General features: G+C 70.1%; 10 protein-coding genes. 8 read left to right on the forward strand and 2 right to left on the reverse strand.

Annotated features, from left to right (window positions below):
• Nucleotides 1-97: 97 nt before the first annotated feature.
• Nucleotides 98-2,683 (reverse strand): AAA family ATPase, encoded by a 2,586-nt coding sequence (locus K8625_RS27680; RefSeq protein ID WP_223784385.1) that lies wholly within the window; start codon nucleotides 2,681-2,683, stop codon nucleotides 98-100.
• A gap of 229 nt (nucleotides 2,684-2,912) precedes the next feature.
• On the opposite strand from K8625_RS27680, the gene K8625_RS27685 reads away from it, so the two are divergent.
• From K8625_RS27685 to K8625_RS27720, 8 genes are all read left to right on the forward strand, one after another.
• Complete coding sequence (locus tag K8625_RS27685; protein ID WP_223750003.1) at nucleotides 2,913-3,620, forward strand: YIP1 family protein; 708 nt, start codon at nucleotides 2,913-2,915, stop codon at nucleotides 3,618-3,620.
• Nucleotides 3,617-4,960 carry a TolC family protein gene (locus K8625_RS27690; RefSeq protein WP_223750002.1) on the forward strand — a complete coding sequence of 448 codons (1,344 nt, stop codon included), beginning with the start codon at nucleotides 3,617-3,619 and terminating at the stop codon, nucleotides 4,958-4,960. The genes K8625_RS27685 and K8625_RS27690 overlap by 4 nt, the downstream gene beginning before the upstream one ends.
• Nucleotides 4,957-6,225, forward strand: coding sequence for an efflux RND transporter periplasmic adaptor subunit (locus tag K8625_RS27695; RefSeq protein ID WP_223784386.1), 1,269 nt, complete (start codon nucleotides 4,957-4,959; stop codon nucleotides 6,223-6,225). The genes K8625_RS27690 and K8625_RS27695 overlap by 4 nt, the downstream gene beginning before the upstream one ends.
• On the forward strand, nucleotides 6,222-6,977 hold the full coding sequence (locus tag K8625_RS27700; protein WP_141328993.1) for an ABC transporter ATP-binding protein: 756 nt from the start codon (nucleotides 6,222-6,224) through the stop codon (nucleotides 6,975-6,977). Before K8625_RS27695 ends, K8625_RS27700 begins: the two co-directional genes overlap by 4 nt.
• A complete protein-coding gene (locus tag K8625_RS27705) occupies nucleotides 6,974-8,212 on the forward strand; it encodes an ABC transporter permease (RefSeq protein WP_223750000.1) in 1,239 nt (412 codons plus the stop codon). Before K8625_RS27700 ends, K8625_RS27705 begins: the two co-directional genes overlap by 4 nt.
• Before the next feature lie 4 nt (nucleotides 8,213-8,216).
• The gene (locus K8625_RS27710) at nucleotides 8,217-9,449 is read left to right on the forward strand and encodes an ABC transporter permease (protein WP_223749999.1); all 1,233 of its coding nucleotides are present in this window, start codon (nucleotides 8,217-8,219) and stop codon (nucleotides 9,447-9,449) included.
• A gap of 56 nt (nucleotides 9,450-9,505) precedes the next feature.
• Complete coding sequence (locus K8625_RS27715; protein WP_223784387.1) at nucleotides 9,506-10,504, forward strand: cysteine synthase A; 999 nt, start codon at nucleotides 9,506-9,508, stop codon at nucleotides 10,502-10,504.
• Nucleotides 10,505-10,696: 192 nt separating this feature from the next.
• Nucleotides 10,697-12,115: an RICIN domain-containing protein gene (locus tag K8625_RS27720; RefSeq protein WP_223749997.1), complete on the forward strand. Its 1,419-nt coding sequence runs from the start codon at nucleotides 10,697-10,699 to the stop codon at nucleotides 12,113-12,115.
• Between the two features lie 15 nt (nucleotides 12,116-12,130).
• Here the strand turns inward: K8625_RS27720 and K8625_RS27725 are convergent, their stop codons facing one another.
• The gene (locus K8625_RS27725; protein WP_223749996.1) at nucleotides 12,131-12,799 is read right to left on the reverse strand and encodes a class I SAM-dependent methyltransferase; all 669 of its coding nucleotides are present in this window, start codon (nucleotides 12,797-12,799) and stop codon (nucleotides 12,131-12,133) included.
• Nucleotides 12,800-13,021: the final 222 nt, after the last annotated feature.

Genomic DNA, 13,021 nt, shown 5'->3' on the forward strand with positions numbered 1-13,021 from the left:
ATCCCCCCGTCGCTGGCGGACGCGGGGCGCTTCGCGGTCGCGCGGCCCCGGGAGGATTCCTTCCTCGGGGCACTTCGCTTCCGCGAGGCGCGCTGACTCATCGCTCCCGCTGGAACGCGAGCTGTCCGGCGTGGAGCGCGACGCGCACGCGGTCTCCCGCGCCGAACTCACCGGACAGGATGCGCTCGGCCAGCGGACCTTCCACCAGCCGCTGCACCATCTGCCGCATGGGACGCGCGCCGAGCTGCGGGTCGAAGCCGCCCGACTTCAGCAGGTGCCCCACCACGTCGTCGCCCGCCACGTACTCGATGCCGCGCTCGGTCGACAGCCGCTTGCTGCTCTCCTCCAGCAGCAGCGTCGCGATGCGCGCGACCTCCTCCTCCTCCAGCGGACGGAAGGGGAGCCGCTCGTCGATGCGGTTCCACAACTCCGGCGGAAGCGCCCGACGCGCGGCCGACGCCGCGTGCTCCAGCGCGCTCGCCGCGCCCGAGCTCTCCTGCCCGAAGCCCAGCGGACGACCCGTGCGCGAGAACGCCTCCGCGCCCAGGTTGGTCGTCAGCACGATGACGGTGTTCGAGAAGTCGATGTGCCGACCCTTGCCATCCGTCAGCCGCCCCTCCTCCAGGACCTGGAGCAGCAGCAGCTGCACCTCGCGGTGCGCCTTCTCGATTTCGTCCAGCACCACCACGGACGAGGGACGCCGACGCACCGGCTCCGTCAGCTGGCCACCCTCGCCATGGCCCACGTAACCCGCCGGCGAGCCGATGAGGCGCGACACCCCGTGCGCCTCCGACATCTCGCTCATGTCCAGCCGCACCAGCGCGTCGCGGTTGCCGAAGAGCACCTCCGCCAGCCCGCGCGCCATCTCCGTCTTGCCCACGCCCGTGGGGCCCAGGAACAGGAAGCTGCCCATGGGGCGCCGCGACGCGAAGCCCGCGTAGTTGCGACGGATGACCCGCGCGATGCGCGCGATCGCCTCCTCGTGTCCGATGACCCGCTCGCCCAGGTCCTGCTCCAACCGGAGCAGCCGCGCCGAGTCGTTCATGAGCAGCCGCTCCTCCGGAACGCCCGCGAGCTTCGCCACCACCCGCGCCACGTCCGACGGCTCCACCACGTCACGCCCCTCGCGGTGGCACCGGCTCCCCGCCAGGTCCACCACCGAGATGGCCTTGTCCGGCATGAACCGGTCCGTCACGTAGCGGCTCGCCAGCGACGCCGCGGCCTCCAGCGCCTCCGGCCGATAGCGCAGCGCGTGGTGCTCCTCGTACCGGCCGATGATGCCGCGGAGGATCTCCACCGTCTCCGGCACCGACGGCTCGTGCACCACCACCGCCGTGAAGCGCCGCTCGAGCGCCGGGTCCGCGCTGATGAACTTGCGGTACTCGTCGTGCGTCGTCGCGCCGATGCAGGGGAACTCACCCCGCGCCATCGCCGTCTTCAGCTCGTTGGCCGCGTCCTGCGGCCCGTCGCCCGTGGAGCCCGCGCCCACCAGCGTGTGGATTTCGTCGATGAAGACCATCACGCGCCCCTCGGCGCGGCGGACCTCCTCCTTCAACGCGTTGAGCTTCTCGGAGAACGAGCCGCGAAGCTGGGTGCCCGCCACCAGCGAGGCCATGTCCAGCTCCACCACCACCTTCTCCGCCAGCCCGCCACGCAGCCCCAGCAGCCGCTGCGCCACGCCCTCCACCACCGCCGTCTTGCCCACGCCCGCCTCACCCAGGAGGCAGGGGTTGTTCGTGCGGCGCTTGCCGAGGACGTCGATGACCTCCTCGATTTCGCGCGCGCGGCCCACTACCGGGTCCAGCTTCCCCTCACGGGCCGCCTGGCTCAGGTTGCGACCCAGCGACGTGAGCAGCGGGAACGCCTTGGGGTCCAGCGCCATCGAGGGGCCCTTCGCCACCGCCACGGCCGCCTGGGCGGGACGCGCCGCCGGAGCGGGCGCGGGGGGCAGCGTGGGACGCGCCACGGGCGCCGACGTCGGCGCCGGGGGCGTCACGGTGGGCGTGACGCGCGCGGTCGGAGCGGGAGCCGGAGGAGCGGCAGCGGGGGGCGCGGCCTTCTCCTGCGGCTCCTCGTCCACGTCGATGAGGTCGCGAGGCGACAGCGCGGGCGTCGTCGCGCGCGGGGGGGCGGGGGGAGGAGGCTTCGGCGGCGCGGCCGGCATCGGGCGCGGCAGGCTCACCGCCACCGCGGAGAAGGGCAGGGGAGACGGCGGCGCCCCGAGCGGTCGGCTCTGCACCGGCCGCGAGGTGGTGACGTGCGTGCGCCCCGGCTGCAGCTTGCGCGGCATCCGCCCGCTCACGAAGTAGGAGACCGCCGTGGTGCGCAGCGTCGCCAGATCCAGGCCCGCGTGCATCAGCAGCTCCTGGGCCCCGCAGCGCACCCGCGTCACCGCGATGAGCAGATGGAGGCAGTCCGCCTCCTGGGAACCGCAGCTGACCGCGATTTCACGGGCCTTCTCCCGCAGCTCGCGGACCAGGCCGTCGTGCTCGGCGGGGGCGGCGGTGAGCAGCTGGAGGAGGGCATCCTCGTCCACGCCCCGCTCCTTGAGGAGCAGCTGCGCCCGGTTCTCCACCGTGAACAGCGCCAGGAGCACGTGGGCCGAGGTAAGCTTCTGGGCCACGCTCCGGGCAATGTCGTTGGCTTCTTGGAGGACCTGGGCGAGATCCGTGCTTTCGACCATTCGAGCTCCGGCAGGCGTGCAGCCGAGCGGAATACACCCTCTCGATCCCGACGGCAAAATTTCCGCAACAGGTTGCTACAGGTCTGCGGAATCCTTGAAGTAGAAAGCCGCCCGACCTTCCATGCGGATGGAATTCGGCCGGCTGGCTGCCCGTTCACCGCGGAATTTCGACTGGCCGAGCAATTGCCTGAGGGGGACTGCCGTACTTCCCTCCGAGACCACCCACCTTATGACCTCACTCGTCCAACCCGTGCGCGTCTTCATCGACCCTGTCGAGGGGACGCCCGCCGCCGTCGAAGCCCGCCGTTGGGTCTGGCCCCTCCTCATCCTCGCCCTCTGCGTGTCCGCCTCCGGGACGCTGTTTTCCCTGCGCTGGGACGCGACCCCGGATGTCATCCGTGAGCTCCAGTCCTCCGGGGAGATGGCGACCATCTCCGAGGCGGACCTGAGCGACAAGATCCAGACCGCCTCCCGCAAGGCGCTGGTGGGCGGCATCGCCAAGGGCGTCTTCGTGATGCCGTTCATGGCGCTGCTGCTGGCCGCCATGCTCTGGGTCGTGTCGTGGCTGTTCGACCGGCCCGTCCACTTCGAGAAGCTGATGTCGGTGGCGGCCATCGCGCTGCTGCCCATCGCGCTGTACCACCTCATCCTCACCGGCTGCCTCGCGGCGCAGCACACCGTCTCCGTCTCGCGCGTGCTCCAGCTGGTCCCGTCCCACCTGGGCGCGTTCCTGGGGGAGCTGAGCCCGAAGATGGCGCGCGTCGCCTCCACCGTGGACTTCTTCAACCTCTGGAGCACCGCGCTGCTCGGCCTGGGATTCTCCGCCGCCACCGGCATGCCGCGCACCCGCGCGCTGCTGCTGTCCCTGGCGCTCTACGCGATGTTCGCGGGCGTCATGATGGTGGGCTTGCCCGGCTCGGCGGGAGGTGGCCAATGAACGCCCTCATCGTCGCGACGCTCCTGTCCGCGTCCCCCGCGCCCACGCCCATCACCCTGCAGCAGGCCCGCGAGGAGGGCCGCCAGAGCACCACCGCTCTCACGGCGCTCCAGGACCTGGAGGTCAGCCAGCAGGACGTGAACATCCGCCGCTCCGCGCTCCTGCCCCAGCTCTCCATCAATGGCTTCGTGGGCAAGCGTTGGCTGGGCCGCCGGCAGCAGTTCGACCTGGTGCCGGATGTGAACAACCCCGGCGAGTTCGTGCAGATCTCCGTCGAGTCCAAGCCGACCAGCACGGGCGACTACGACCTGGGCGCCGTCCTGAGCCAGAGCGTCTATGACCGCGCGCTCTGGAAGCAGCTGGAGCAGGCCGGAGTGCTGCGCGACGCGCAGGCGAGCCAGGCCAAGGAGGAGGCGGACACCGCGGAGCTGGAGGCCATCCGCCGCTTCTTCACGCTCTTCCGCACCCAGGCCACCCGCCAGGTGCTGGACGCCACCGTCAAGCGCAGCGAGGAGCAGCTCGAGCGTGCCCGCTCCCTGTTCCTGGCCGGCCGCGTGGGCAAGGTGGAGGAGATCTCCGCCCTGGTGAACCTGGGCAATGATCGCATCTCCTTCGTCCAGTCGCTCAGCCAACTCGTCACGGACCAGGGCCAGCTCGCGGTGTGGCTGACGCGTCCGGGCACCCAGCCCGTGGAGGCGGTGGACCCGGGCGTGCTCCAGTCGGAGCCCGGCCCCGCACCCACCATCGAGCAGGCCATCAGCGTGGCCCGCGAGCAGCGCCCGCTGCTCAAGGCGCTCGAGGCGCGGGTGAGCGCGGCGGAGCTGGAGCGCGCCATCGCCCGCGCGGACTACATCCCGAAGCTGTCGGCCCAGGGCCTCTACACCCGCCAGGGCCCGGACGCCGGCCAGGTCTTCACCGAGCCGCGGCTGCAGAACAACGTCATCGCCCGCCTCAACCTGGACTGGAACATCTTCAACGGCTTCATCACCCCCGCGCAGACCAAGCGGGCCGAGGCCAACATCCGCAAGGCCCAGCTGCAGCTGGCGCAGTCCGCGCGGGAGATCGAGGCCGAGGTGCGCACCGCGCACCAGTCGCTGGAGGCGCAGATCGTCGCCGCCCGGCTGGCCGCGGAGAACCGCGAGGCCGCCGTCCAGGGACTCAACCTGGCCGAGGAGCGCTTCAAGGCCGGTGCGGGCTCCACGCTGGAGGTCCGTGACGCGCAGCTCAGCCTCACGCAGGCGGAGCTCAGCTTGTTGGAAAACAGAATCGATGTCGAAATCGCCCGCTTCACCTTGATGCGGGCCATGGGCGCCCTGATGAGCCCGGGAGAGACGAAATGAAGTGGTGGAAGGGTGTGATCGCCGGTGCGCTGTTCCTCGGTGCCGCGGCCATCACGGCGGGAGGCCTGAAGGAGCGTCCCCCGCCGTCCCAGGAGGTGCAGATCGCCAAGGCTCGCAAGGGCACCATCACCCGCACCATCACCGGCGCGGGCAAGGTGCAGGCGGCCACGACGGTGAAGATCTCCTCCAGCCTCTCTGGAGACCTGGTGGAGCTGCTGGTCAAGGATGGCGACGCGGTGAAGAAGGGCCAGGTTCTGGCCCGCATCGACCGGCGCGTCTACGAGGCGGCGCTGAAGCAGGCGATGGCCTCGCAGAACGCGGCGCGCGCCGACGCCCAGGTGGCGGAGGTGGAGGTCAGCCGCACCACGCAGGAGCTCGGACGCGTGGAGGGCCTGGTGACCAAGGGCCTGGCGTCCGGCGCGGAGCTGGACGTCGCCAAGGCGAGCAAGAACACGGCGGAGGCCCGACTCGCGTCCGCCAGGCAGCTGCTCGCGCGCAACGTCGCCGTCGTGGAGCAGGCGCAGACGGACCTGTCGCGCACGACGATGTTCTCGCCCATCGACGGCAACGTCATCGAGCTGTCGCGCGAGGTGGGTGAGCGCGTGCGCGGCTCGGAGCTGGCCGAGGACGTGGTGATGACCATCGCGGCGCTGTCCGCCATGGAGGTGAAGTTCGAGGTGGGTGAGCACGAGGTGGTGCACCTCAAGCCGGGCCAGCCCGCGGACGTGACGCTGGACGCGCTGGAGGGGCAGACCTTCGCGGGCTCCGTGGTGGAGATCGCCCAGAAGGCGCTCATCAAGAACGAGGGCACGGAGGCCGAGGTGACCAGCTTCCCCGTCACGGTGGCGCTGGACATGCGTCCGCCGGGCGTGCTGCCGGGCATGAGCGCGGAGGCCCGTATCTCCGCGGAGACGCGCAACGACGTCGTCCTGGTGCCCATCCAGGCGGTCACGGTGCGTGCGGAGCGCACGCTGCCCGATTACAAGGAGCCCATCGAGGGTGGCGCGCTCAAGGCGCGGCGCACCGAGTCGCTGGCCAAGGTGGTGTTCGTGGTGGACGCGGCGAACAAGGCGCAGGTGCGGCGGGTGCAGACGGGCATCGCGTCCGACACGGAGCTGGAGATCCTCTCCGGGCTGAACGATGGCGACCGCGTGGTGGAGGGCCCCTACCGCACGCTGTCGAAGGAGCTCAACCACGGGGACAACGTGCAGGAGCCCGAGCAGGGCGGCGGTCCGGGCGGCATGAAGGGCGGGCGGAAGTCGTGAGCCACGGCAGCGGCGCCGGCGATGGCCGGCTCATCCAGGTGGACAACATCACCCGCGTCTTCCACGTCGGTGGCGAGGAGGTGCGGGCGCTGCGAGGCGTCACCTTCGGCGTGGGCCGGGGCGAATGGGTGGCCATCATCGGTCAGTCCGGCTCCGGCAAGAGCACGATGATGAACGTGCTGGGCTGCCTGGATACGCCCTCCAGCGGCCGCTACATGCTCAACGGCAAGGACGTGTCGCGCATGAGCGACGACGAGCTGGCCGTCATCCGCAACGTGGAGATCGGCTTCATCTTCCAGACGTTCCAGCTGCTGCCGAAGGAGACGGCGCTGGCCAACGTGGAGCTGCCGCTGGTGTACCGCGGCATGCCCGCCAAGGAGCGGCGGGAGCGGGCGAAGGCGGCGCTGGACAAGGTGCAGCTCACGCACCGCATGCACCACCGGCCCAACGAGCTGTCGGGCGGTCAGCGTCAGCGCGTGGCGATTGCCCGCGCGCTGGTGTCCGAGCCGTCCATGCTGCTGGCGGACGAGCCCACGGGCAACCTGGACTCGGCCACGGGCGAGGAGATCGTCCGGCTGTTCGAGCAGTTGCACCAGGCCGGCCACACGCTGGTGCTCGTCACGCACGAGCCGAAGCTGGCGGCCCGGTGTCCGAGGGCCATCCGCCTGAGCGACGGTGAGATCGTCGCCGACGGGCCGGGGCGCGAGGTGGCGCTGGGCAACGCCGCGGCGATGGCTGCGGGGGGCGCATGAAGCACTGGGCGGGTTTTCGGGTGGACATCCTGGAGGGCGCGCGCATCGCCCTGTTCTCGCTGCGCGCCAACCGCCTGCGCACCGTGCTGACGACGATGGGCATCGGCATCGGCGTGGCCACGCTGCTGGCCATCGTCGGCATCATCCAGGGGCTCAACACGTCCTTCCACCGGCAGCTCGCGAGCTTCGGGGCGAACACGCTCTACGTGAGCAAGTACCCGATGATCATCAAGGGCGACTGGTGGAAGTACCGCGGGCGCAAGAACTTCACGCTCGACCAGGTGCAGCGGCTGCGCTCCATGGCGCCCTTCATCAGCGCGATGTCGCCGTCGGTGTCGCGGCTGGCGGACGTGTCGTACGCCAGCGAGCAGATGTCCACGGTGCGCATCCAGGGCGTCAACCACGAGTACCTGAGCATCTCCGGGTTCGACATCACCAGCGGGCGCTTCCTCACGGAGGCGGACGAAGAGGTGACGCGGCCGGTGGCGGTGCTGGGCGCGGACGTGGCGGACCGGCTCTTCCCCGGCATCAGCCCGGTGGGGCGCACCATCCGCGTGGACAACCGCTCCTTCCAGGTGGTGGGCACGCTCAGCCGCAAGGGCAAGGTGGTGAACCAGAGCATGGACCTGCTCGTCATCATCCCCTTCAAGACCTTCTACAGCAGCTTCGGCAAGGGGCGCCCGTTCGAGATCGCCATGGCGGTGGCGGACGCGGGCCAGGTGCGCGCGGCCGAGGACCAGCTCATCGGCATCCTCCGGCGCATCCGCGGCACGACGCCGGGTGAGCCGGACGACTTCAACATCAACAAGCCGGAGGCCATGGCGCAGACGTACGCGCAGCTCACGGGCGCGCTGTATGGCGTCGCGGTGGGCGTGGGCCTCATCACGCTGCTGGTGGGCGGCATCGGCATCATGAACATCATGCTGGTGTCGGTGCGCGAGCGGACGCGGGAGATCGGCGTGCGGCGCGCGCTGGGGGCGCGCAAGCGCACCATCGTGGTGCAGTTCCTGATGGAGGCCGCCAGCGTGTCCGCGGTGGGCGGCCTGCTGGGGACGACAGTGGGGCTGGGGACGGCCAAGGTGGTGTCGCTGATAACGCCCCTGGCGGCGGACGTGCAGACGGGCACCATCCTGGGCGGGGTGTTCTTCGCGGCGCTGGTGGGCCTCTTGTTCGGCATCTGGCCGGCGGCGCGCGCGGCGAACCTGGACCCGGTGGAAGCCCTCCGGTACGAGTGAGCCGATGCGAGCCTTCTTCGACAACCTCCGGCTGGCGCTGGGCACGTTCCTGGGCAACCCGCTGCGCTCGCTGCTCACGCTGCTGGGCATCGTCATCGGCGTGGCCACGGTCATCACCATGATGGGGCTCATCGAGGGCCTGCGCACCAAGGTGAACCGCGACCTGGGCCGCCTGGGCGCGCACACCTTCCAGCTCACCAAGTGGCCCGCGGGCGGCTTCGGCCGCTTCAACTGGGCCAAGTTCGCCAAGCGTCCGGACATGACCCTGGAGGACGTGCGCGCCCTGGAGCAGTTCTGTCCGTCGGTGGGGCTGGTGGCGCCCTCGGACGACCAGGGCGGGCAGAAGGTGTCCACGGTGAGCAAGGAGACGCGGCCCGCGGTGCTCATCATGGGCGCGTCCACGACGTACCCGGCGGTGAGCGGGGTGTCCGTGCAGTCCGGCCGCTTCTTCAACGAGGTGGAGGGGCTGGACGGCCGCAACGTCATCATCCTGGGCGTGGACGTGGCGGACGAGCTGTTCCCCGGCATCGACCCGGTGGGCTTCGAGGTCCGCCTGAAGGGCCGGCCGTTCCGGGTGATTGGCGTGCTCCAGCGGCGCGGCAGCTTCCTGGGCATGGTGAGCCTGGACAACCAGGCCATGATCCCGCTGCGCGTGTTCCAGCAGCTCTATGGCAAGGAGCGCTCGCTGGACATCGACATCCAGGCGAAGGACCCCGGCCTGTTCCGCAAGGCGCAGGACGAGGTGGCCACGCTGATGCGCCGCCGGCACAACCTGGCGCCCGACGAGGCCAACGACTTCGAGCTGCACACCAACGAGTCGGTGACGGCGTCGTTCAACCAGCTCTCGCAGGTCATCACCATCGCCGGCGTGGGCGTGTGCCTGTTGTCGCTGGTAGTGGGCGGCATCGGCATCCTGAACATCATGTTGGTGTCGGTGATGGAGCGCACGCGGGAGATTGGCGTGCGCAAGGCGCTGGGCGCGAAGCGGCGGCGCATCCTGGGGCAGTTCGCCACGGAGGCGGTGCTGCTGGCGCTGCTGGGCGGCGCCATGGGGGTGGGCCTGGGCTTCGGCCTGGTGTTCCTGGGCGACTGGATGGTGGGCTTCCCCATGTCCGTGCCGCCGTGGGCCGTGGCCCTGGCGCTGTCGATGAGCTGCGGGGTGGGCCTGTTGTTCGGAATCTACCCGGCCGCCCGCGCCGCGAAGCTGGACCCCGTCGAGGCGATGCGCAACGAGTAGCCGCAAGCGGACCTGTCCGGTTGCCTCCCTCCCCGGACTCCATTAGGGGAGGGGGCATGGCGTCTCGCATCGGCTCGCTGTGGGACTCGGTCGGCAACACCCCGCTGCTTCGCATCGGCTCGCTCAGCCGCGTCACCGGCTGCGACATCCTGGGCAAGGCGGAGTTCATGAACCCGGGCGGCAGCATCAAGGACCGCGCCGCCAAGGGGATGATCCGCCGCGCGGAGGAGCAGGGGCTCTTGAAGCCCGGCGGCACCATCGTCGAGGGCACCGCGGGCAACACGGGCATCGGCCTGGGGCTGCTCGGCCGCGAGCGTGGCTACCGCGTCGTGGTGACGATGCCGGACAACCAGGCGCGCGAGAAGTACGAGTACCTGGAGGCCATGGGCGTGGAGGTCCGCAAGGTGCCGCCCGTGCCCTTCGCCAACCCGGCCCACTTCTTCCACCAGGCCCGCGCGCTGTCGGAGGCGCATGGCTGGTTCTGGGCCAACCAGTTCGAGAACACGGCCAACGGCGACTTCCACTACGAGACGACCGGGCCCGAAATCTGGGAGCAGTGCGAGGGGCACGTGGACGTGCTCGTCGCCTCCGTGGGCAGCGGCGGGACGATGTCCGGCGTCAGTCGCTTCCTCAAGGAGAAGAACCCCGCGCTGCGCGTGGTGCTCGTGGACCCGGCGGGCTCGGGCCTCTACTGCTACGTGCGCGAGGGGAAGCTGGAGTCGTCGGGTTCCTCCATCACCGAGGGCATCGGCATCATGCGACTCACCGCCAACTTCCAGGCCGCTCGCGTGGACGAGGCGATGCGGCTGGGCGACGGCGAGATGCTCGACATGCTCTACCACCTGGCCCGCGAGGACGCGCTGGTGGTGGGCACCTCCGCGGCGCTCAACGTGCGCGCCGCGTATGAAATCGCGCGGCAGCACGCGGGGAAGGGCCTGCGCATCGTCACCTTCCTGTGCGACCACGGCAGCCGCTACGCGTCCAAGGTCTTCAACGCGGAGTTCCTCGCGTCCAAGCAGCTCCAGGTGAAGCCGCTGCCCACCGACGCCCGCTGAGGCCCGGCGTGCAGTCCCCGCCGAAAATACGGACGCCCCCGCAAGGGGCTCCAGGCCCTCGCCAAACGTCCGACAGGACTGGATAGTCTTTCTTCGGTTTCTGGAAAAACCATTGTTGCGGGTTTGCGGCGGCGCTACAGGTGCGCGACCCATCCGTCCCGCGTCGGGGCGGGGGCTCACGAGGGAGTCCGCATGTCGCGCACGGGATTCACATCCAGGGCCTTGGTCCTCGAAGCGGTGTTGGCGGTGGTGCTGATGGCGTGTTCAGGGCCGCCGGACGAGGCGGCGCCGAGGGACGCATCGCTGGAGCGACGGGAGGACGCGGCGCTCGCGACGCGCGTGGTCGGCTACTTCCCGACGTGGGCGGGGGACGTCAACGCGATTCCCTACGAGCGGCTCACGCACATCAACTACGCGTTCGTGGTGCCCACGGCGTGGGGTGGGCTGACGGGCCCTGGGGCGACGGATGCGCGGCTGCGCTCGCTCGTCACCGCGGCGCACGCGCGTGGCGTGAAGGTGCTCATCGCGGTGGGCGGGTGGAACAACGGCGACGACAGCGCCTTCGAGCAGCTCGCGGCGAGCGCGGGCACGCGGACCACGTTCGTCAACACGCTGGTGAGCTACGTCACCACGGCGGGTCTGGACGGGGTGGACATCGACTGGGAGTACCCGGACCCGGGCGCGTCCGCGCAGAACTTCGCGGCGCTCATCCGTGAGCTCGGCGTGGCGATGCGCGCTCGCGGCAAGCTGCTCACCGCGGCGGTGGTGGCCAACGGCTACTACGGTGACGGCGTCCCCGCGTCGACGTTCACCGACTTCGACTTCCTCAACATCATGGCGTACGACGGCGGCCAGCCGCATTCGACGTACGACTACGCGGTGCAGTCGCTGAACTACTGGAAGGGGCGGGGGCTGCCCGCGTCCAAGGCGGTGCTGGGCGTGCCGTTCTACGGGCGCTCGCCGTCGTCGTATGTCGGCTACGCGGACCTGGTCGCTCGCGACGCGCAGGCGCCGTACAAGGACAACGTGGGCGACGTCTTCTACAACGGCATTGCCACCATCCAGGCGAAGACGCGGCTGGCGTTGCAGCAGGGCGGCGGGGTGATGATCTGGGAGCTGAGCCAGGACACGCGCAACGACACGTCGCTGCTGCTCGCCATCTACAACGCGGCGCAAGGCAGCCCGACGCAGCGCTACCGCATCGTCAACAAGAGCACCGGGCGGTGCCTGGACATCGACGGGCCCAGCACGGCGGACGGCGCCACCATCCACCAGTGGGATTGCCATACCGGCGCGAGCCAGATCTGGGTGGTGGAGCCCACCGACAGCGGCTACTCGCGCTTCGTCTCCCTGCACAGCGGCAAGGCGCTGGACGTGCGGGACGTGAGCACCGCGGACGGCGCGGGAATCCAGCAGTGGGGTTATGGCGGCGGCGCCAACCAGCAGTTCCGCGCGGTGGCGACGTCCGGCGGCTACGTCCGCATCGAGGCGCGGCACAGCGGCAAGGTGCTCGACGTGACGAACTGCGGGTCGAGCACCAACGGCACCGTGCTGCAGCAGTGGACCTGGTCCAACAACGACTGCCAGCAGTTCCGACTGGAGCCGCGGTAGCGCACGTCCGCGCGCTCAGTGCGGTGCGGAGAATCGCCCGGGCTCCTGGGTCGAGGGGCCCGGGTGTGTCTTGCGGAACACGTAGTAGTCCGCGTGGCGCGTCCACTCGGGGCGGCCCTCGGAGCGTGACGCGCGAGGCCCCCGCGTGGCCTGTCGGGGGACCAGGTACGTGTCGAGTTCCTGGTCGCTGAAGGTGAACTTGCCGCGCAGCTCCTTCACCACCGCGACGAGCGCCAGGTTCTCCTCGGCCGCGGCGTCGGCCGCGTCGCCGTGGTGGTCGTTCGTCACCAGCAGCCCGCCCACCTTGAGGTACTTCCCGCACGCGCGGGCGATGCCTCCGGCGTAGAGCGAGAGCACCAGGTCGAAGCTCTCGTCCAGGATGGGGATGGGCTGCGTGAAGTCCTGCGCGACGAAGCGCACGTAGGCCTTCTGCGCGTACTGCTGCCGCGAGCTGATCTTGCGCAGCACGCCGTCCTTGTTCGCGAAGAAGCCCTGCGCCAGATCGTTGCGGTCCACGTAGACCACGTGCTGGAAGAAGAACGACGGGGTGATGTGCACGAAGCACCCCGGGTACAGCACCGTGTCCACCGCCACGTAACGCTCGCGGAGCACCTCGAAGAGGCCCGCGCGCTCGAGCTGATGATCGACCACGAAGCCCTGGTAGATCTCCTCGACTCTCTCCATTTCCTGGATTTGAGCCCCTTCCTGGGGCGGCTGACAACTTTGTGACAGCGACGGGCGCGGTGCGCGCGACGGGCGCGGAAAGTCACAGTCGGGGCGGCCGGTGTGGTCCGAGAGGACTCCGTCGCGAGGTGTGCTCAGCCGCGTTCGACGCGTGCGGGTCGACGCGCACTCACCTCCGTGCCTGTGACGAGGGCTTGCATGAAATCCGCACGAACATTCCTT

Origin of the sequence: Myxococcus sp. AS-1-15 (genome assembly GCF_020037055.1) — a bacterium.
In the GTDB taxonomy this organism is placed as follows: domain Bacteria; phylum Myxococcota; class Myxococcia; order Myxococcales; family Myxococcaceae; genus Myxococcus; species Myxococcus fulvus.